The organism is Pandoraea sp. (assembly GCF_041919235.1).
GTDB lineage: Bacteria > Pseudomonadota > Gammaproteobacteria > Burkholderiales > Burkholderiaceae > Pandoraea.
The window spans coordinates 127,367-148,164 of sequence record NZ_JAYRUC010000012.1; the positions used below are offsets into that span (position 1 = coordinate 127,367).

At 62.6% G+C, this 20,798-nt stretch carries 18 protein-coding genes; 4 read left to right on the forward strand and 14 right to left on the reverse strand.

Features of this window, described 5'->3' with window-relative positions; all coding sequences use genetic code 11:
- Positions 1–59: 59 nt before the first annotated feature.
- The 13 genes from ACE3UG_RS11900 to ACE3UG_RS11960 all read right to left on the reverse strand — a co-directional run bounded on the left by ACE3UG_RS11900 (position 60) and on the right by ACE3UG_RS11960 (position 14,020).
- Positions 60–3,047, reverse strand: a complete 2,988-nt coding sequence (locus ACE3UG_RS11900; RefSeq protein ID WP_374624013.1) for a FimV/HubP family polar landmark protein — start codon at positions 3,045–3,047, stop codon at positions 60–62.
- Between the two features lie 126 nt (positions 3,048–3,173).
- Positions 3,174–4,304, reverse strand: a complete 1,131-nt coding sequence (asd, locus tag ACE3UG_RS11905) for an aspartate-semialdehyde dehydrogenase (RefSeq protein ID WP_374624016.1) — start codon at positions 4,302–4,304, stop codon at positions 3,174–3,176.
- Between the two features lie 60 nt (positions 4,305–4,364).
- Positions 4,365–5,432, reverse strand: a complete 1,068-nt coding sequence (leuB, locus tag ACE3UG_RS11910) for a 3-isopropylmalate dehydrogenase (RefSeq protein WP_374624019.1) — start codon at positions 5,430–5,432, stop codon at positions 4,365–4,367.
- Positions 5,433–5,456: 24 nt separating this feature from the next.
- Positions 5,457–6,107, reverse strand: coding sequence for a 3-isopropylmalate dehydratase small subunit (gene leuD, locus ACE3UG_RS11915; protein ID WP_374624022.1), 651 nt, complete (start codon positions 6,105–6,107; stop codon positions 5,457–5,459).
- A 121-nt stretch (positions 6,108–6,228) separates the two neighbouring features.
- Entirely contained in the window at positions 6,229–6,357 is a 129-nt protein-coding gene (locus tag ACE3UG_RS11920) for an entericidin A/B family lipoprotein (RefSeq protein WP_150589622.1), read from the reverse strand.
- 55 nt (positions 6,358–6,412) lie between these two features.
- Positions 6,413–7,822, reverse strand: a complete 1,410-nt coding sequence (leuC, locus tag ACE3UG_RS11925; RefSeq protein WP_374624026.1) for a 3-isopropylmalate dehydratase large subunit — start codon at positions 7,820–7,822, stop codon at positions 6,413–6,415.
- 280 nt (positions 7,823–8,102) lie between these two features.
- Positions 8,103–9,404, reverse strand: a complete 1,302-nt coding sequence (locus ACE3UG_RS11930; protein ID WP_374624029.1) for a citrate synthase — start codon at positions 9,402–9,404, stop codon at positions 8,103–8,105.
- 28 nt (positions 9,405–9,432) lie between these two features.
- Entirely contained in the window at positions 9,433–9,705 is a 273-nt protein-coding gene (locus ACE3UG_RS11935; RefSeq protein ID WP_374624032.1) for a succinate dehydrogenase assembly factor 2, read from the reverse strand.
- A gap of 10 nt (positions 9,706–9,715) precedes the next feature.
- Positions 9,716–10,420 (reverse strand): succinate dehydrogenase iron-sulfur subunit, encoded by a 705-nt coding sequence (locus ACE3UG_RS11940; RefSeq protein ID WP_026131782.1) that lies wholly within the window; start codon positions 10,418–10,420, stop codon positions 9,716–9,718.
- Between the two features lie 12 nt (positions 10,421–10,432).
- A complete protein-coding gene (gene sdhA / locus ACE3UG_RS11945) occupies positions 10,433–12,208 on the reverse strand; it encodes a succinate dehydrogenase flavoprotein subunit (RefSeq protein WP_374624035.1) in 1,776 nt (591 codons plus the stop codon).
- Between the two features lie 3 nt (positions 12,209–12,211).
- Complete coding sequence (gene sdhD / locus ACE3UG_RS11950) at positions 12,212–12,577, reverse strand: succinate dehydrogenase, hydrophobic membrane anchor protein (protein WP_374624038.1); 366 nt, start codon at positions 12,575–12,577, stop codon at positions 12,212–12,214.
- A gap of 1 nt (position 12,578) precedes the next feature.
- Positions 12,579–12,992, reverse strand: a complete 414-nt coding sequence (gene sdhC, locus ACE3UG_RS11955) for a succinate dehydrogenase, cytochrome b556 subunit (protein ID WP_374624041.1) — start codon at positions 12,990–12,992, stop codon at positions 12,579–12,581.
- A 185-nt stretch (positions 12,993–13,177) separates the two neighbouring features.
- Entirely contained in the window at positions 13,178–14,020 is an 843-nt protein-coding gene (locus tag ACE3UG_RS11960; protein ID WP_374624044.1) for a GntR family transcriptional regulator, read from the reverse strand.
- A gap of 344 nt (positions 14,021–14,364) precedes the next feature.
- Between ACE3UG_RS11960 and ACE3UG_RS11965 the strand changes: the two genes are divergently transcribed.
- The 4 genes from ACE3UG_RS11965 to acnA all read left to right on the forward strand — a co-directional run bounded on the left by ACE3UG_RS11965 (position 14,365) and on the right by acnA (position 19,359).
- Positions 14,365–15,348 carry a malate dehydrogenase gene (locus ACE3UG_RS11965; protein ID WP_374624047.1) on the forward strand — a complete coding sequence of 328 codons (984 nt, stop codon included), beginning with the start codon at positions 14,365–14,367 and terminating at the stop codon, positions 15,346–15,348.
- A gap of 338 nt (positions 15,349–15,686) precedes the next feature.
- A complete protein-coding gene (locus ACE3UG_RS11970) occupies positions 15,687–15,887 on the forward strand; it encodes a hypothetical protein (protein ID WP_374624050.1) in 201 nt (66 codons plus the stop codon).
- Between the two features lie 43 nt (positions 15,888–15,930).
- Positions 15,931–16,443 (forward strand): hypothetical protein, encoded by a 513-nt coding sequence (locus ACE3UG_RS11975; RefSeq protein WP_374624053.1) that lies wholly within the window; start codon positions 15,931–15,933, stop codon positions 16,441–16,443.
- A gap of 207 nt (positions 16,444–16,650) precedes the next feature.
- On the forward strand, positions 16,651–19,359 hold the full coding sequence (gene acnA, locus ACE3UG_RS11980) for an aconitate hydratase AcnA (RefSeq protein ID WP_374624056.1): 2,709 nt from the start codon (positions 16,651–16,653) through the stop codon (positions 19,357–19,359).
- A gap of 108 nt (positions 19,360–19,467) precedes the next feature.
- On the opposite strand, the gene ACE3UG_RS11985 is transcribed toward acnA, so the two are convergent.
- Positions 19,468–20,772 carry a TolC family outer membrane protein gene (locus ACE3UG_RS11985; RefSeq protein ID WP_374624059.1) on the reverse strand — a complete coding sequence of 435 codons (1,305 nt, stop codon included), beginning with the start codon at positions 20,770–20,772 and terminating at the stop codon, positions 19,468–19,470.
- Positions 20,773–20,798: the final 26 nt, after the last annotated feature.

Here is a 20,798-nt window from a genome sequence, read left to right on the forward strand (position 1 = left end):
GTCGGCTTGCCCCGACGTCACCGCTTTAGCGTCACTGCTTTGGCGTCACGGCTTTGGCGTTACTTACCAAGCGCTGCCAATCGCGACCGGGCGACGGACTGCTGCGCGGCGTCGCCCCCGGCGATCACCTCTTCGAGCAGTTCGCGCGCGCCGTCGTCATCGCCAATCGTCTGATACGCCGTGGCCAGTTCGAGCTTCGTATGGAATTCGTCCGGCACGCCCGCCTCGGCAGACGCAGGGCTCGCCGCCCATGCCTGCGACGCTGCTGCGTTGGCTTGCGGCACCTGCGGGGCCGGGGCCTCAGGTTCGCCGGTGGACTGCGCTTCCCGGGAGGGTGAATCGAGCCCGTCGTGCTCGACCGACGCTTCCCGCGCCGGGGCCGCTTGCGCATCGCCCCCCTTCAGATCGAGGCTGAAGTCCGACAAATCGAACGACAAGGGCTTGAGCGACGGTGCCTCGTGCGCGGTATCCGCATAGCTGTGCGACGCGGCGGGTGCGCTGCTTGCCTGCAGCATCGCCGCGTCGAAATCGGCGTCGCTCAGGTCGTCATTGAGGTCATCACTGAGGTCATCGTTGAGGTCATCGCTGACGGGGGTGACCCCATCGGCTGTGCTGGCGTGCTGACGCAGCGAATCGTCGAGCGGCGCCATCTTGAATTGCACCGAGCCGAGGCCCTTGCTCAGCGACGGCAAAACGTCACTCGAAATCGTACCCACCTGCGCCGGCTGCCCCGGAATGGCCAGATCCAGATCGCCCAGCATGGCCGCCACACTGCCCTCGGGCGGCGCGTCGACCATCGGCGGGACCGTCGGGGCCATTTCGGCCGACGCAGCGGAAAGCGACTCGGGGGTTGCCGCCTGCGCAGCGGCGACGCCATCGGTCTCAGACGCAGCACTCGGTGCATCGAGCGCCGACACGCTCGTCGACGTGTCGCCTTGAACGTCGTGAGCTGCGGCGACTTCCGGCGTCTCTCCTGCCGCCTCGGCAAATGCCGCATCCCAATCGATTTCCGGCTCGACGCCGGCCTGGGCGTCCGTTTCCGGGACCAAGGGTGCAGACGCATCGACGAGCGGCTCCGCAGCCGCCTCAGACGACGCCAAGGCTACGCTTGGCACGCCCGGACCTTCATCATGCGCCGTATCGGCCAATTCATCGCTCAGGGACGGCGGCTCGGCCGCCTGTTCGCCCGTCACGTTGTGCGTCGGAACCTCGTCGGGAGCGGTAACGCCCTCGTCCGACACTGGCCACGCTTCGCCCGATGCCGGATGCAGATGTTCGTCGGCTTCCATTTGATTCGCGGCGTACAGTGCCGCAGCACCTGCTGCGCCCGCCGCTGCCACGACGCCCGCCGTTGCGACGCCCGGCGACGTCGGCTCAGCCGCGTGTTCTCCATCGCGCGGCGCATCATGACCGTCACGACCGTCATGACCGTCATGACCGTCGTCGCCATCGTCATACGGGCCGGGCTGCCCCACCGGCGGCTCGGTGCGGCGTCGGCGCATCAGCCACCACAGGCCAAGCAGCACCACCAGTACACCCGCGCCCGGCAGCACGTACGGATTCTGGGTTACGGCCCCCCAACGCATCGCGCCGTTCGGCGCTGGTTTGGATTCCGCGACCGGGGCGCTGGCAGCGGACGCCACGACGGCGTCGCTTGCCGGTGCCGCAGCCGTTGCCTCGGAGGCCACGACATCCGCCGATGCGGCCGATGCGGCATCGGTAGCCGCCGCCTGCGCCACGGCTGGCGCGGCAGCGCCGGTGCCGTCCGAGTCAGTGCCCTTGGCAGCACTCGGTGCCGTCCTGGCGGCGGTCGCCACCGGGGGCGCTGTCTTGCCTTCGGCCGGTTTGGCCGTCTTTTCCTGTGCAGTCGCCCCCGACGCGGCGGCGGCCTGCTCCTCCAGATTGGCGATGGCCTGTTGCTTCATCGTCAACAACTTCTGGAGATCAGCTACGTTCTTCTGCAACTCATTCACCCTGCCCTGAGCCTCGGCCTGCGCCTTGCCCTGGGCGATTTGCTCTTCTTCGCTGCCGCCGGATCGACCGGCTGTACCGCCCGCCCCGCCCTTGCCGGGCCGCGACAGCTTCAATTCATCGCGCGCAGCGGGAGCGACCGGTTCCGGCGCCTTACCCGCTTCGATCGCGCCCTGGGCACTGCGGCCACCGGCCGGTGCTGCCTGCCGCGCCGTCGAATCGGCGAGCCGCGCGCGATACGCGTCGAACTGCTCCCGCGCAGCAGACACGAACTTGCGCGCCTGAGCGGGAGGAATACTTTGCACCTGCGCATCGGCCGGGTGCGTCAGCGTCGCCCCCAGGCGCAGCCGGTTCGGATCGTTATCGATAAACGCCGAACGGTTCGCCTCGAACAGCGCCGTCATCATCTGCGCCAGCGTCGTGCCGCCCTCGCCCCCCGTGAACTCACGGGCAATCGACGACAACGACTCACCGCGGCCCACCGTGCGCGCGCCGTCTGCGGCCGTCGCCGGCACGTTGCCCGCCTGCGCAGACGCCGCAGGCGCGGGCGTCGTGGCTGCAGCGGGCGTGGCGGTACGACTCGGCGTCGCAGCAGGCACGACGGCCTGAGGTTGCGCCGCGCTGGCTTCCGGGATGGCCGACAACGTGACCGCGTTCGACTGACGACCCGTGCGCCATTCGAGCACCAGCAACAGATCGAGGAACGATGTGCTGACCGGCTCGGCCGAATCGACATGCACGAGATAGGTGCCGCTGTACCCCGCTGCGCGTCCCCCCGTGGGAGAGACTGACACGGAGAGCTTCTCGAGCGTGGGGTCGTAGCGCAGACCGGCTTGCTTGAAGGCATCGCGCGGTGCGAGCTTCACCGACAATCCGTCGGCTTCGGCTTGCGACACGTTGCCCAGCACGATCACGGCGCGCAACGGCTGGCCCGGGCCCGAGCGTACCTGCTGCGGGCCGAACTCTGCCGCACCCGCGTTGAGAAGCCCGAGGCTCCACAAAACGGCCGCCGCCGCGCTCAGGCGGAACGAGTTACGGGACGGGTTTGCGCGCTTGCCGATCGAGAATTTCCGCACTGTGTCTTGTCAAACCTGTCAGTCGATTGTCACTGGCCTCCCCGACAACATCGGGGTGCCGCCCAAAGCGCGGACGGCGGCCTCGCGGGCCGCCGTGCTTCACGCCTTACCGATGCGCTGCGACGCTCAAGCGTCGAGCAGGATGCGCAGCATGCGACGCAGCGGTTCCGCCGCGCCCCACAACAGTTGATCGCCCACCGTGAACGCCGACAGGTACTCCGGTCCCATCGACATCTTGCGCAGGCGACCCACTGGAATCGTCATCGTGCCGGTCACGGCCGCAGGCGTCAAATCGGTCATCGACGCCTCGCGCGTGTTCGGCACCACCTTCACCCAGTCATTCGCCTGGCCGATGATGTCGTTCAGTTCGTCTAACGGCACATCCTTCGTGAGCTTGATGGTCAAGGCCTGGCTGTGGCAACGCATCGCGCCGATGCGCACGCACAGACCGTCCACCGGAATGGCCCGCGTATTGGGGAAACCGTCGCCCAGACCCAGAATCTTGTTGGTCTCGGCGCCGCCCTTCCATTCTTCCTTCGACTGGCCGTTGCCGAGGTCCTTGTCGATCCAGGGAATCAGGTTGCCGCCCAGCGGCACGCCGAACTGCTTGGTCTCGTCGGCCGTGAGCGCGTGCTGCTTCGCGAGCACCTTGCGGTCGATTTCGAGAATAGCCGAGTGCGGATCGTCGAGCAGCGCCTTGACTTCGGCGTTGATACTACCGAACTGCGTGAGCAGTTCGCGCATGTGCTGCGCACCGCCGCCCGACGCCGCCTGATACGTCATCGACGTCAGCCAGTCGACCAGACCGTGCTGGAACAGACCGCCCAGGCCCATCAGCATGCAGCTCACGGTGCAATTGCCACCGATGAAGTTCTTGGTGCCCTTGGTCAACGAATGCTTGATCACATCGAGGTTGACCGGATCGAGAACGATGATGGCATCGTCCTTCATGCGCAGCGTCGAAGCGGCGTCGATCCAATAGCCATTCCAGCCCGCGGCACGCAGCTTCGGGAAGATCTCGGTGGTGTAGTCGCCGCCCTGGCAGGTCACGATGATGTCGCATTTTTTCAGCGCATCGACGTCATTGGCGTCTTTCAGCGAAGTCTCGTTCTTCGCCATCGACGGGGCTTTGCCGCCCGCGTTGCTGGTGCTGAAAAACACCGGCTCGATCAAAGCAAAGTCGTTCTCCTGCTGCATACGCTGCATCAGAACCGAACCGACCATGCCCCGCCAACCTACCAGACCTACGGTTTTCATTTATCCACTCTCTTATCGTTGCAATTGCGCCGAGGGGCGTCTCACGACGCCCCATCAACGTTATAGCGCGGCGACCACCGCCGCGCCCATGTCGCGCGTTCCCACCTTGGTCGCGCCTTCCTGCCAGATGTCGGGCGTGCGCAAGCCTTGCGCCAGCACCTTCTTCACTGCGTTCTCCACACGGTCGGCCTGTTCGGCACGACCCAGCGTGTAACGCAGCATCATGGCCGCCGAGAGGATCGTCGCCAACGGATTGGCCACGCCCTTGCCGGCGATATCGGGTGCCGAACCGTGCGACGGTTCGTACAGTCCCTTGTTATTGGCGTCGAGCGACGCCGACGGCAGCATGCCGATCGACCCCGTGAGCATGGCGGCTTCGTCGGAGAGAATATCGCCGAACATGTTGCCGGTCACCACTACGTCGAAGTTCTTCGGCGCCTTGACCAGTTGCATCGCAGCGTTGTCGACGTACATATGCGAGAGCTCGACCTCCGGATACTGCCTGGCGACCTCGATCATCGTGTCACGCCACAACTGCGACGTCTCGAGCACGTTGGCCTTGTCCACCGAGCACAGACGCTTGCCGCGCTTGGCTGCCGCCTGAAACGCGACGTGCGCGATACGCTCCACTTCGGGCACGCTATAGCGCATGGTATCAAAACCTTCGCGCGCCCCTTCAAAAGGCCCATCCGGCGCCTGACGAAAACCCTTCGGCTGACCGAAATAGATGTCGCCATTGAGCTCGCGAATGATCAGGATATCCAGCCCGGCCACAATCTCCGGCTTCAGGCTCGACGCGTCCGCCAACTCCTTGTACAGAATGGCCGGACGGAAGTTGGCGAAGAGCTGCAGATGCTTGCGCAGCCCCAGAATCGCCTGCTCCGGGCGCAGCGCGCGCTCGAGCGAGTCGTACTTCCAGTCTCCGACGGCGCCGAACAGAATGGCGTCCGCTTCCTTGGCAAGCTTGAGCGTGGCTTCCGGCAGCGGGTGACCGCTCGCTTCGTAGCCGGCACCGCCCACGGGCGCCTCTTCGAGTTCGAACTTCTCGCCAAGTGCGTTCAGCACATTGACGGCTTCCTTCACGATTTCCGGACCAATGCCGTCACCCGGCAACACTGCAATTTTCATGCGATCTCCTTGAGTGCGCGCGGGTCAACCCGGCAGGCGCGTTGCGAGCCACGGCTGCTTGGCGAGCCGCTCGGCCTCGTAGGCGCGAATCTTGTCGGCGTGACGCAGCGTCAGGCCAATGTCGTCGAAACCGTTCAACATGCAGTACTTTCGGAACGGCGCGATGTCGAACGCGTACGCACGGCCATCCGAGGTCACCACCGCCTGCTTGTCCAGGTCGATGGTCAACTGATAGCCATTGAACGCCGCCGTCTCGTTGAACAGGTGATCGACCTGCATCTCGGACAGCGCGATCGGCAGCAGCCCGTTCTTGTAGCAGTTATTGAAGAAAATGTCGGCGAAACTCGGTGCAATGACCGCGCGAAAGCCATATTGCTGCAACGCCCACGGGGCGTGCTCCCGCGAGCTGCCGCAGCCGAAGTTCTTGCGGGCGAGCAGAATCGTCGCGCCCTGATAGCGCGGCTGGTTGAGCACGAAGTTCGGGTTGACCGGACGCGTGCTGCAATCCTGGCCCGGCTGGCCGACGTCGAGATAACGCCACTCGTCGAACAGGTTCTGGCCGAAGCCCGTGCGCTTGATCGATTTCAGAAATTGCTTGGGGATGATCGCATCGGTATCGACGTTTTCGCGATCCAGCGGTGCCACCAACCCCGTATGGACGGTAAATTTTTCCATCACGAACCACCTGTTCAAAACAGTTCGGCCGCCCCCGACCCCGTAGCACCGAGGCCGTTCAAGCCGATAATTTCGTAGGTGCGCGCGCGCGGCGATGGCCGGCGCGACGCGCACCGTCGCATCACTTCTTCGCAGCGTTTTCGAGGGCCGACCCGGCCGCTTGCGTGTCCTTGCCAAGGCCCGCCATCGTATTGCAGCCCGCAACGCCCAGCACCAGCAACGCACCGATCAGCATCCACAGTTTCTTCATGGTTTTTTCTCTGTCAAAGACGATGTCAAACGACGGTTGAATCGATGCGAGCGCGTCAGACCAGACGCCGCACGTCGACGAAGTGGCCTTCGATGGCCGCCGCTGCGGCCATTGCCGGGCTCACGAGGTGGGTACGCCCACCCGCGCCCTGCCGGCCTTCGAAGTTGCGATTCGAGGTCGACGCACAGCGCTCGCCCGGCTCCAGTCGGTCGGCGTTCATCGCCAGACACATCGAACAGCCCGGCTCACGCCATTCGAAGCCGGCGGCCTTGAAGACCTGATCGAGTCCTTCCTGCTCAGCCTGTTGCTTCACGAGCCCCGACCCCGGCACGACCATCGCCAGACGCACGTTCGACGCCACACGGCGACCGAGCTTCTTCACGACGTATGCCGCAGCGCGGATATCCTCAATGCGCGAGTTGGTGCAAGAGCCGATGAACACCTTGTCGACGTTGATGCTTGCCATTGGCGTGTCCGGCGTGAGCGCCATGTACTCGAGCGCGCGCTCCATGGCGCCGCGCTTGACCGGGTCCTTCTCCTTCTCGGGATCGGGCACACGGTCTTCGATGCTCACGACCATCTCCGGCGACGTCCCCCAGCTCACCTGCGGACGCAGCGTATTGGCGTCGATCTCGATCACGCGATCGAACGCGGCGCCAGGATCGGAGTGGAACGTGCGCCAGTAGGCTTCGGCCTGCTGGAATTCCACGCCCGTGGGCGAGTACGGACGGCCCTTCACGTAGTTGATCGTCGTGTCGTCCACGCCCACCAGCCCCGCGCGCGCCCCGGCCTCGATGGCCATGTTGCACACCGTCATGCGGCCTTCCATCGTGAGCGAGCGGATCGCCGAGCCGGCGAACTCGATCGTGTAGCCCGTGCCGCCGGCGGTGCCGATCTTGCCGATGACTGCCAGCACGATGTCCTTGGCGGAACAGCCGCGCGGCAGCGTGCCTTCGACCTTCACGAGCATGTTCTTGCTCTTCTTCATGAGCAACGTCTGCGTCGCGAGCGTGTGCTCGACTTCGGACGTGCCGATGCCGAACGCCAGCGCGCCGAACGCACCATGCGTGGACGTATGCGAGTCGCCACAGACCACCGTCATGCCGGGCAGCGTTGCGCCCTGCTCCGGGCCGATCACGTGCACGATGCCCTGACGGACGTCGTTCATCTTGAATTGGGTAATGCCGAAGCCGTCGCAGTTCGCGTCGAGCGTGTCGACCTGCAAACGCGAGATCGGATCGACGATGCCTTGCGTACGGTCGGTGGTCGGCACGTTGTGATCCGACACCGCGAGGTTGGCGGACAGCCGCCAGACCGGACGCTGCGCGAGTTTCAGCCCCTCAAACGCCTGCGGGCTGGTCACCTCGTGCAGCAGATGACGGTCGATGTAGAGCAACGTAGTGCCATCGTCCTCGGTATGCACGACATGTGCATCCCACAACTTGTCATACAGCGTCTTGGCCATGATAAAAACGCGGGGCTGAATATCGTTCTGAGAACAACAATCGTTCTGGAACTTTTGATTATGCCATAGCGCTTTCGCGCTGGCGGGAATACGAAATCCCCGGAAAACCGGGCGGTAAACGCACGATCAACCGGGGATTTGTGCGAATCACGGCAGCTTATGCCGTGGCTTCGAATATAGCGCAACGAGGGCTCGTTGCGGGCCGCACCGCCTTGCCGTTTCGGCAAGGTTACGGTGCCGGCACGGCAAGCGGGGGCCGTGCCGGGCGCCTCGGGCAAGCTTAACGCTTGTCCATCGGCGCGACGTCGCGCGGCGTGTGACCGATGAACAACTGACGCGGACGGCCGATCTTCTGATCCGGCTCCCCGATCATTTCGTTCCACTGCGCGATCCAGCCCACGGTGCGTGCCAAGGCGAAGATGCAGGTAAACATCGACGTCGGAATGCCGAGTGCGCGCTGAACGATACCCGAGTAGAAGTCGACGTTCGGGTACAGCTTGCGCGACACGAAGTATTCGTCTTCCAGGGCAATCTTCTCGAGTTGCATCGCCAGCTTGAACAGCGGGTCGTCATGCAGGCCGAGTTCGTTGAGCACTTCGTAGCACGTCTCGCGCATGAGCTTGGCGCGCGGGTCGTAGTTCTTGTACACGCGGTGACCGAAGCCCATGAGCTTCACGCCCGAGTTCTTGTCCTTCACCTGCTTGATGAACTCAGGGATGTTGGCCGACGAACCGATCTGCTCGAGCATGTTCAGGGCGGCTTCGTTCGCACCACCGTGCGCCGGACCCCACAGACACGCGATACCGGCAGCGATACAGGCGAACGGGTTCGCACCCGACGAGCCGGCCAGACGCACGGTCGACGTGGAGGCGTTCTGCTCGTGATCGGCGTGCAGGATCAGGATACGGTCGAGCGCGCGCACCAGCACGTCGTTGACTTCGTACTCTTCGCACGGGTTGGCGAACATCATGCGCATGAAGTTCGCGCTGTACGACAGGTCGTTGCGCGGGTACACGAACGGCTGACCGATGCTGTACTTGTATGCCATCGCGACGAGCGTCGGCAGCTTGGCCATCAGACGGATCGCCGAGACTTCACGGTGCGTCGGATTGTTGATGTCCAGCGAGTCGTGGTAGAACGCGGACAGCGCACCGACCGAGCCGGTCAGCACAGCCATCGGATGCGCGTCACGACGGAAACCACGGAAGAAGAAGTTCATCTGCTCGTGCACCATCGTGTGACGGGTCACGGTCTTGACGAATTCCGCCTTCTGCTTTGCGTCGGGCAGTTCGCCCTTGAGCAGCAGGTACGAGGTTTCGAGGAAGTCGCAGTGGGTCGCCAACTGCTCGATCGGGTAGCCACGGTAGAGCAGCTCGCCCTTGTCGCCATCGATGTAGGTGATGGCGGAATTGCACGACGCCGTCGACATAAAGCCCGGGTCATACGTAAACTTGCCGGTCTGGCCGTACAGCTTGCGGATGTCGATTACATCCGGGCCCATCGTTCCCTGATAGATCGGCAGTTCGACGCTGGGCGAATCGTCAGAGAAAGATAGGGTGGCTTTAACATCAGACGGAGTCATATCGCTTCCTCAAAAAAATACTTAAACCCTACACGGCACGCAGAAGCGCCAGCAGGCGCTGCACGTCCGGCCCGTCCAGATCCGCCTCGGGCTCTTTACGCGCTAGCAGCAGATCCATCAAATCGTTGTCGCTCAAATCGAGCAGCTTCGTTAGGGCGCCCACATCCTCGTCGGTCATCGAGGCTTCGTACTTCGCGAAGAAGCGTTCGAGAATGAGGTCGTTTTCCAGCAAACCGCGGCGTGCCCGCCAACGCAGGCGGGCACGTTTGACCGGATCGGACTGGTGAGTGATATCCGGCATGATCGTTGGCTCAGACGGCGCGACGCACCATCAGCTCCTTGATCTTGCCGATGGCCTTCGTCGGGTTCAGACCCTTCGGGCACACATCCACGCAGTTCATGATCGTGTGGCAGCGGAACAGGCGGTACGGATCTTCCAGGTTATCCAGACGCTCGCCGGTTGCCGTGTCGCGGCTGTCCGCGATGAAGCGGTAAGCCTGCAGCAGACCCGCCGGGCCGACGAACTTGTCCGGGTTCCACCAGAAGCTCGGGCACGACGTGGAGCACGACGCGCACAGAATGCACTCGTACAGGCCGTCCAACTCGTCGCGCTGCTCGGGCGACTGCAGACGCTCCTTCTCCGGTGCCGGCTCGGGGTTGATCAGGTACGGCTTGATCGAGTGGTACTGGTTGAAGAAGTGCGTCATGTCGACGATCAGATCGCGAATGACGGGCAGCCCCGGCAGCGGCTTCAGAACGATCTTGTTCGGCAGATCGTTCATGTTGGTCAGGCACGCCAGACCGTTCTTGCCGTTGATGTTCATCGCGTCCGAACCGCACACGCCTTCGCGGCATGAGCGGCGGAAAGCGATGCCTTCGTCGAGCTTCTTGAGCTTGACCAAGGCGTCGAGCAGCATGCGCTCGTGACCGTCGAGTTCAACCTCGTAGGTCTGCATATACGGTGCGGCGTCTTTGTCCGGATCGTAGCGGTAGACTTCGAAAATGCGTTTCATGATCTTGCGAATCCCTTAGAACGTCCGCGCCTTGGGCGGAACCGAGTCGACGGTCAGCGGCTTCATCTGCACCGGCTTGTAATCCAGACGGTTGCCTTCGCTGAAGTACAGCGAGTGGCGCATCCAGTTGGCGTCGTCGCGCTCCGGATAATCGCTGTGCGCGTGCGCGCCACGGCTTTCCTTGCGAGCTTCGGCAGCGATCATGGTGGCCTTGGCCACTTCGATCAGGTTGTCGACTTCCAGCGCTTCCATGCGCGCCGTGTTGAACACCTTCGACTTGTCCTTGAGGTGCACGTTCGACACGCGCTCGGCCACCTGCTTGATCTCGTCGACACCTTCCTTGAGCAGTGCCGAGGTACGGAACACGCCCGCGTGCTTCTGCATCGTTGCCCGGATGTCGTTGGCGATATCCTGTGCGTACTCGCCCGAGCTGGAACCTTCCAGACGGCCCAGACGCGCCAGTGCGTTCTCGCCTGCATCGGCGGGCAGCGGCTTGTGGTCGCCATGGTTCTTCACGAAATCGACGATGTGATTTCCGGCCGCGCGGCCGAACACCACCAGGTCGAGCAGCGAGTTCGTGCCCAGACGGTTCGCACCGTGGACCGACACGCACGAGCATTCGCCCACAGCGTAGAAACCGTTGACCGGGACCGACGAGCCATCCTTCTGCAAGACGACCTGACCGTTGTAGTTCGTCGGAATACCGCCCATCTGATAGTGGATGGTCGGCACGACGGGGATCGGTTCCTTGATCGCGTCGACGTTGGCGAACTTCAGCGCGATTTCGCGAATCGACGGCAGGCGCTTCATGATCGTCTCGGCACCGATGTGCGAGAGGTCGAGCAGCACGTAGTCGCCGTTCGGGCCACAGCCGCGGCCTTCCTTGATTTCCTGGTCCATCGAACGCGACACGAAATCGCGCGGCGCCAGATCCTTGAGCGTCGGGGCATAGCGCTCCATGAAGCGCTCGCCGTTCGAGTTACGCAGAATACCGCCTTCGCCGCGCACGCCTTCGGTGATCAGCACGCCCGCACCGGCCACGCCGGTCGGGTGGAATTGCCAGAATTCCATGTCTTCGAGCGGAATGCCCGCACGCGCGGCCATGCCCAGACCGTCACCGGTATTGATGAACGCATTGGTCGACGCAGCGTACACACGGCCGGCACCGCCGGTCGCGAACAACGTGCATTTGCCTTCGAGCAGGTAGACGTCGCCGGTTTCGAGTTCCAGCGCCGACACGCCGAGGACATCGCCCTCTTCGTTGCGGATCAGATCAAGCGCCATCCACTCCACGAAGAAGTGGGTCTTGGCGGCCACGTTCTGTTGATACAGCGTATGCAGCAGGGCGTGACCGGTACGGTCGGCCGCCGCGCAAGCGCGCTGAACCGGCTTCTCGCCGTAATTGGCCGTGTGGCCGCCGAACGGGCGCTGGTAAATCGTGCCGTCCGGATTACGGTCGAACGGCATGCCGAAGTGTTCCAGCTCGTAGACGGCGTTCGGCGCCTGACGGCACATGAACTCGATCGCGTCCTGGTCGCCGAGCCAGTCGGAACCCTTGATCGTGTCGTAAAAGTGGTAATGCCAGTTGTCTTCGCTCATGTTGCCGAGCGAAGCGCCAATGCCGCCCTGAGCGGCCACGGTATGCGAACGGGTGGGGAACACCTTGGACAGCACGGCCACCGACAGTCCGGCCTTGGCCAGTTGCAGCGATGCGCGCATGCCCGAACCACCTGCGCCCACGATGACAACGTCAAAGCGGCGGCGCGGCAGCGAATTTTTAATTGCAGCCATTCTTTACACTCTCCACAGAATCTGCGCGGCATAGCCGGCACAAGCCAGCAGCCAGACGATCGTCAGCGCGTACAGCGCCAGTCGCACACCGACAGGCTTGACGTAGTCCATCCAGATGTCGCGAATGCCGACCCATGCGTGATAGAACAGTGCGAGCAGCGTGACGAACGTGGCCAGCTTCATCCACTGATGCGCGAAGATGCCAGCCCAGCCTTCGTAGGAGAAATCCTTGGCGGTAAAGAACCACACCAGCAGGATGACGGTGTACGCGGCCATGATGACCGCGGTCATGCGCTGTGCGATCCAGTCGCGCAGGCCGTAGTGGGCGCCGACGACAAGGCGCTTCGAACCGATATTGTTCTGTGCCATGTTAGAACGCTCCGAACAGCTTGAGGGCGACAGCCAGCGTCAGCACCAGCGACACGGTCAGAACGACCACTGCCGACTGCTTGCCACCTTCCTTGCTCACGGCGTCGTGATTGAAGTCCATGCGCAGGTGACGCACGCCGGCACAGAAATGGTGCAGGAAGCCCCACGACAATGCCAGGATGACAAGTTTGACAAACCAGTTGGAGGCGATGCTTCGCAGAACGTCGAAGCTGAGTTCCGACGTGAGGCTCTGTTCGAACAGAAAAAGTGCGAACGGCAACAGAAGGAACAAGATCACACCGCTAATACGGTGCAGAATGGAAACGATACCAGCCACCGGGAGACGGTACGTGACAATCTGTCCGATACCGATGTTCCTGTAGACTGGCCGCTCTTTTTTTACCACTTCAGCCATGCTAGACCCCATGTAGTTACACCAGCCCCGGATTTTAGCGCCGATTCTAGTGCGTTGCACCATACCGGTTCCAATGCTCCGGAAATTCCTGCCAACGGCGCGCGCTGCACCGCCCCTCAAGCCCAGGCTTTCAGGCGCTTGCCGGCCACGACACCGGCGCGCCCCTGGAAAGCCGCCCTACCCTCTCAACTCAATTCGTTCTGGTAATGGTGTTCCGTGGTGACATACCAACCCCGGCGCACTTCCACCGGTTTGTCCCCATAAGTGTAGGAAACGCGCTCGACGCTCAGCAGCGGAAACCCCTTCGGCACCTTGAGCAGTTCTGCGGTCATGTCGTCCGCGGCCACGGCGCGAACTTTTTCCACGGCGCGGATCATGCGTGTGCCGAATTCATCTTCGAACAGGCCGTACATCGGCCCCTTGTACTCATTGAGCTTTTCCGCCGTCAACCCGCGGAACAACGCGCCCGGCAGCCAGATTTCGTCAAGCACCGTCGGTCGGTCCGAGAAATCCATCATGCGGCGAATCAGAATGACGCCATCGCCCGCACGAAGATCGAGCTGGCGCGCGATTTCCGCCGGCGCGCGCATGCGGCGGCACTCGATCAGACGGCTGGGCGGATGATGGGGTTCGCCCGAATCGGGCGCGAGACGCAGAAACCGGAACTGTACCCGGTCCTCGTGATGGGTCGCGACGAACGTGCCGCGCCCCTGACGGCGTACGAGCAAATTCTCGGCAGCCAACTCGTCGATGGCTTTGCGCACCGTTCCCTGACTCACCTTGTAGCGGGCGGCCAGATCGACTTCGCTGGGAATGATTTCGCTGGGCTTCCATTCACCCGCCTGCAGGCTTTGGGTAATGAGCCCCTTGATCTGCTGATACAGCGGACTGAAGGTGGGCGACGCCCCCGCAACAGCCGTACCCTGCAAGGCCTGGGAGGCCGGTACGGCGTCGCGCGCGCTGTCCGGTCTCTGCGGGGCATCGACAGGCGGCGTGATGTTGGATGTGTCGCGAACATTCGCATTCATGGCGGCGATTTGACCACAAATCAAGACCTTCGTCCATCGAATAACAGCAATAATCCTATGTCTTATATAAGACATAAGATACAGTTGACATTCGGTGTGGCGACTCCTACACTGACGCGGGCTAACAGGGGCCTGCCGCCGCAGCACGGCTATCTTATAAGAGAAGAGAGTCCGGCGCTTCGCACTCATCGATTGCAGCACACCCCGCAGCCCGCAAGCTTCCGTAGGTCAAGGAATTTTAGAAGCTTCATGTGACGCGGCGCTGTCAGCCTGGCAAAAAGCCACCCGGACGGCGAGCTTATCCTGAGCTTCGCAGGAATTTGTACACGTCTGGAGAGATTCTCATGGCAAAACCCGCAATGCGTGTCGCCGTCACCGGCGCCGCTGGCCAAATCGGCTACTCCCTGCTGTTCCGCATCGCCAACGGCGACATGCTTGGCAAGGATCAGCCCGTCATCCTGCAACTGCTCGACCTCCCGCAAGCACAAGCCGCCGTCAAGGGCGTCGTGATGGAGCTGGAAGACTGCGCGTTCCCGCTGCTCGCCGGCGTGGTTGTCACCGACGACCCCAAGGTCGCGTTCAAGGATGCCGACGTCGCCCTGCTGGTGGGCGCCCGTCCGCGCTCGAAGGGTATGGAGCGCAAGGACTTGCTCGAAGCCAACGGCGCCATCTTCACGGTGCAGGGCAAGGCGCTGGACGAAGTCGCCAAGCGCGACGTCAAGGTGCTGGTGGTCGGCAATCCGGCCAACACGAATGCCTACATTGCCATGAAGTCGGCACCGAACCTGCCGAAGGAAAACTTCACCGCGATGCTGCGCCTGGATCACAACCGTGCACTGTCGCAACTCGCCGCCAAGACCGGCAAGCCGGTCGCCAGCATCGAAAAGCTGGCCGTGTGGGGCAACCACTCGCCGACCATGTACGCCGACTACCGCTTCGCCACGATCGACGGCCAGAGCGTGAAGTCGATGATCAGCGACGACGTGTGGAACAACGACGTGTTCCTGCCGACCGTCGGCAAGCGCGGCGCCGCCATCATCGAGGCCCGTGGCCTGTCGTCGGCAGCGTCGGCAGCCAATGCGGCCATCGACCACATCCATGACTGGGTGCTGGGCTCGAACGGCAAGTGGGTCACGATGGGTATCCCGTCGGACGGCTCGTACGGTATCCCCCAAGACGTGATCTACGGCGTTCCGGTGATCTGTGAAAACGGCAAGTACAAGCGCGTGGAAGGCCTCGAGATCGACGCCTACTCGCGCGAGAAGATGAACATCACGCTGAACGAGCTCGAAGAAGAGCGCGCAGGCGTGGCACATCTGCTGGGCTAATCCCCCGGGGACTCGGCCCCGCGCGGCGCCAAAAGCGTCGCCGGGGGCCGAAGCTGCGCCGGCAGCTCACCCCCAGTGCCGGCGCAACTCCCGCCATTGAGGGAATGATTTCAACGTCCGCAGTTCCAGTGACGACAAGTTGCGCGGAAATCCGCGCCATCTATCGCGCTATGACCCTGGCACTCCCCCACGCAACATCGAGCGATTTCTTGGCCAAGCGAATGCAACGCCGAACTGCCGCACAACGCGCACCGCACCGAACGCCCGGTGTCTGCGCAATGCCCGCAACAGGTGTGCCGCGCTTCCCCCTGCGTTTGCTTCGCCAAGCATCCCGCCCCATGCACGCCATGGCCACCATGGCCCTCATCGAGGGCGACTTCATGCGTGAGCGCAGCCCGGCGCGGCGCGATGCCGAATTCCGCACCGCAACATACCGCTCGGCGACGCCGCTCCGCAACGCCGCCGTCCGCTGCGCTTGGCCGGAAGGAATTGAAAAAATTTGTATGGTGACGTCGATGGACGCAGACTTCGTACGATAATCTGCGCTTTTGTCGGCCCTTACCGATTGTTTGGAGACTCACCATGAAGAAGCTTTATCTGACTGCGCTGGTTGCCCTCTGCTCGGCGGCCCTCCTGCCGACTGCGTTTGCCGCTGAATCGGCCCCTGCCAAGGCCACGGTGAAGAAAGCCGAGGCGAAGAAAAAGGCCCCCATCCGGAAGCGGGCACCGGCCAAGAAGAAAGCGGCGGTTGCTGCAGCGCCGAAGGCGCAGCCGGTCGAAGGTTCGGAACTGTGGAGCTGCACGGAGAACCACAAGCTGTTCATCAAGGGCGACATGAAGCGCGATCAGATTCTCACGATGTTCTGGGACGGTCGCAGCTACAAGCTGCCGCGTCAGCAGACGACGACCGGCGCCGACCGCTTCTATGACGCCGCCAGCGGATTGGATCTGGTCGTCATTCCGGCCAAGGCGATGCTGTTCACCCACCGCGATGGCGGTAGCCGACTGGCGGACGATTGCCTGACGCAAGCGATGGCGGAGCATGACAAGCTCGCTCCGACGCAATCGGTCGAACTGATCAAGGTTTCCAACTGAGCCCCGCTCGCTTGACACCGACACCGATCGCATGACGCGCCAGCCGCTTTCCTGCCGAAGTCTTAGCAATACCTGCAATACCCGGTACGCCGGACACTCGACGTACCGGTGTCGCCTCGGGCACGCCGGCCTGTGTCCGTGCGATGCCGGCCCCCATTGAATCGCATCACCACCGCTTCGTTTTTCTGTATCACTCAAGGAAAGATCATGGCCCACAACCTCCACAAAACGCTTAAAGAGTTCAAGCTCAGCGGCGACAAGAAAGGCAAGTTCTACTCGCTGCCCCAACTGGGTAAAGCCCTGGGTGTGAACGTCGAACGCCTGCCGGTGTCGATCCGTATCGTGCTCGAGTCGGTGCTGCGCAATTGCGACGGCAAGAAAGTGACCGAAGCGCACGTCAAGCAACTGGCCAATTGGAAGCCGAACGCCGAGCGCGTCGACGAGATTCCGTTCGTCGTGGCGCGTGTCGTGCTGCAGGATTTCACCGGCGTGCCGCTGCTGGCCGATCTGGCTGCCATGCGTAACGTCGCCGAGCGCCAGGGCAAGAACCCGAAGCGCATCGAGCCGCTCGTGCCGGTGGATCTGGTGGTTGACCACTCGGTCCAGATCGACCACTTCCGCGAGAAGAAGGCGCTCGACTTGAACATGAAGCTGGAATTCCAGCGCAACAACGAGCGCTACCAGTTCATGAAGTGGGGGATGCAGGCGTTCGACACGTTCGGCGTTGTGCAACCGGGCTACGGCATCGTGCACCAGGTGAACCTGGAATATCTCGCACGCGGCGTGCACAAGAAGGACCACGTGTACTACCCGGACACCCTGGTGGGCACCGACAGCCACACGACCATGATCAACGGTATCGGTGTGGTGGGCTGGGGCGTGGGCGGTATCGAGGCCGAAGCGGGCATGCTGGGTCAACCGGTGTACTTCCTGACGCCTGACGTCGTCGGTGTGGAACTGACGGGCCGTCTGCGCGAAGGCGTGACCGCCACCGACCTGGTGCTCACGATCACCGAAATGCTGCGCAAGGAGAAGGTGGTCGGCAAGTTCGTCGAATTCTTCGGCGAAGGCACGGCCAGCCTGGCCCTGCCGGACCGCGCAACGATCGCGAACATGGCTCCGGAATACGGCGCCACGATGGGCTTCTTCCCGGTCGACGAAAAGACCATCGACTACTTCAAGGGCACGGGCCGCACGAAGAGCGAAATCGACGCATTCGAATCGTACTTCAAGGCCCAGAAGCTGTTCGGCATTCCGAAGACGAACGACATCGACTATACGAAGACGCTCAAGCTGGATCTGGGCTCGGTCGCGCCGTCGCTGGCCGGCCCGAAGCGTCCGCAAGACCGTATCGAGATCGGTAACGTGAAGTCGACCTTCAAGGATCTGTTCACGAAGCCGGTGGCCGAGAACGGTTTCAACAAGACCGAAGAACAGTTCGACACGACGTACAAGACCGACAGCGGCCTCGACGTGAAGAACGGCGATGTGCTGATCGCTGCCATCACGTCGTGCACGAACACGTCGAACCCGAGCGTGCTGCTTGCCGCCGGCCTGCTGGCCAAGAAGGCCGTGGAAGCCGGCCTGAAGGTCGCACCGCACATCAAGACGTCGCTCGCCCCGGGAAGCCGTGTGGTGACCGAGTACCTCGAAGCCGCCGGGCTGCTGCCGTACCTCGAGAAGCTGGGCTTCGGCGTGACGGCCTACGGCTGCACGACCTGTATCGGTAACGCCGGCGATCTGACGGCCGAACTGAACGACACGATCGTGAAGAACGATCTGGTCGCCGCTGCGGTGCTCTCGGGTAACCGCAACTTCGAAGCACGTATTCATCCGAACATTCGCGCCAACTTCCTCGCATCGCCCCCGCTGGTCGTGGCCTACGCCATTGCCGGCAACGTGACGCGCGACCTGATGACCGAGCCGGTTGGCAAGGGCAAGGGTGGGCGCGAGATCTTCCTGGGCGACATTTGGCCGACCAGCGAAGAAATTCACAAGCTGATGAAGTTCGCGATGAACGCGAAGGTCTTCAAGACGAACTACGATTCGGTCAAGGAACCGAGCCCGCTGTGGGCCAAGATCAAGGGTTCGAAGGGTCAGGTCTACGATTGGCCGACGTCGACGTACATTGCCGAGCCGCCGTTCTTCGACGGTTTCTCGATGGATCCGAAGACCGACATCGAGCCGATCCACGGCGCACGCGCCCTGGGCGTGTTCGGTGACTCGGTCACGACCGACCACATCAGCCCGGCCGGCTCCATCAAGGAAAGCTCGCCGGCGGGCAAGTGGCTGCTCGAAAACGGCGTGCTCAAGGCCGACTTCAACAGCTACGGTTCGCGTCGCGGCAACCACGAAGTGATGATGCGCGGTACGTTCGCCAACGTTCGCATCAAGAACCTGATGATCCCGGTCAAGGCCGACGGTTCGCGCGTCGAAGGCGGCCTGACGATTCACCAGCCGAGCGGCGAACAGTTGTCGATCTACGACGCTGCGATGAAGTATGTTGGCGAGAACACCCCGACGGTGGTGTTCGGTGGCGAAGAGTACGGCACGGGTTCGTCGCGCGACTGGGCAGCCAAGGGCACGCAACTGCTGGGTGTGAAGGCGGTCATCGCGCGCTCGTTCGAGCGCATCCACCGCTCGAACCTGGTCGGTATGGGCGTGTTGCCCCTGCAGTTCAAGGGGTCGGACAGCGCGCAATCGCTCGGTATCACGGGCGAAGAGACGTACGACATCGAAGGTCTGTCTGCCGATATCAAGCCGCAACAGGACGTCACGCTGGTGATCCATCGCAAGAACGGCGACACGCAAAAGGTGCAAGTCCTGCTGCGCATCGACACGCCGATCGAAGTGGATTACTACAAGCACGGCGGTATCCTGCCGTTCGTGCTGCGTCAGTTGTTGGCCGCTGCGTAAGCAAGTCGTAAAGCGTTACACATTGAAACGCCCCGCGAACGACAATGTCGTTCGCGGGGCGTTTTTTTTGAAGCCTCCTGTTGGATCGAGGACTCCGGGCACATGTCGTCACGCACTTGACAGCAGGTGGCTCGTCGCTGCGATGTCCGACTCGGCAAGGGACGCGGTACTCGCCTTGAGCTTCAGGCTTTCCATCAGCGTGCGATATCGGGCTTGCGCAAGCTCGCGACGCACGCGATACAGCTTGTATTGTGCGTTAAGCACATCGACGTTCGGGCGCACATGATGTTCATATCCAAACCGGTTTGATTCGAACGCCGTCAGTGCAGACGTTTCCGCAACCTGAAGTGCAGCGATGCGCATCAACCCAGTGGTGACGCCTAAATAGGCCTTTCGTGCTTCCAGACCTGCGGCACGCCGCACATCCATGAGTTCATCCGACGCCTGCTCAACCAAAGCCAGCGTCTCGCGAACTCGGCTCTGAACGGCAAACCCGGCGAAAATTGGAATCTGAACCTGAATCCCCACCTGGCTCGCGTCCCGCCGTCCGTTCCAGTAAGGCAGGCCGCCATCGCTGTACCGGCGCTCACGGCTCGCCACAAGGTCAACACGAGGCAGGTGTCCGGCGCTAGCCTTAGCCGTTTCCCTTCGAGCAATTTCAAGCGCCATCGTGCCCAACTGCACCGGGTACGCTTGGCGTTCAGCCTGATCAACCCAGGGACCGGCCTCCCTTGGCACCGGCGCCGGTAGCGGCTGCTTGAACTGGGGCATATCACCCTCTTCGACCCTGCGCCCCACAATGGTTGCCAGTGAGCTCCTCCTGACATCGACGGTGCCTTGGGCATCAATCTCGTCGGCAATCGCCTGATCATGACTGGCGGCGGCCTCATGGACGTCAACGATGGTGGCATTTCCCAACGGAACGCTTGCCGTCGCTTGTGCCAATTGCTCGGCAACCGCAACGCGATGCGCATGCGCGAGCGACGCAATATGTTGCGCTTCCTGAAATTCGAAATACGCCTCGGCAACGCGAAGCATCAATTCCTGATTCGCCTTGGCCAGCGTGATATCGGCTTTCGCCGCTGTGAGAATGCCTTGTTGATAGCCTTGCCAGGCTTCCCAATGAAAGACCGGCTGCTTCAGGGAAATGGTGTAACCGGTGGCAGTTTGTCCGGGAGTGCTGACCCGGGACGTGCCCCCCTCCTCACGTGTCAGATGACCGCGTAATTCCACCGACGGCAGCAATGGCGCTCGCGCCCGAGGCAACGCCTCCTGGCCGGCAGAGTGCGCGGCTCGCGCGCCAGAGATTCGCGCGTCGAAGCGCAATGCCTCATGGTAAAGACTCAACAAGTCGGTGGCAGATGAAGACTCGGGCAGGACGATGCAAAGACAAATGCCCAGCCAGCGGAACACACGGCGGCGCGCCCCGTTCCCGGGCG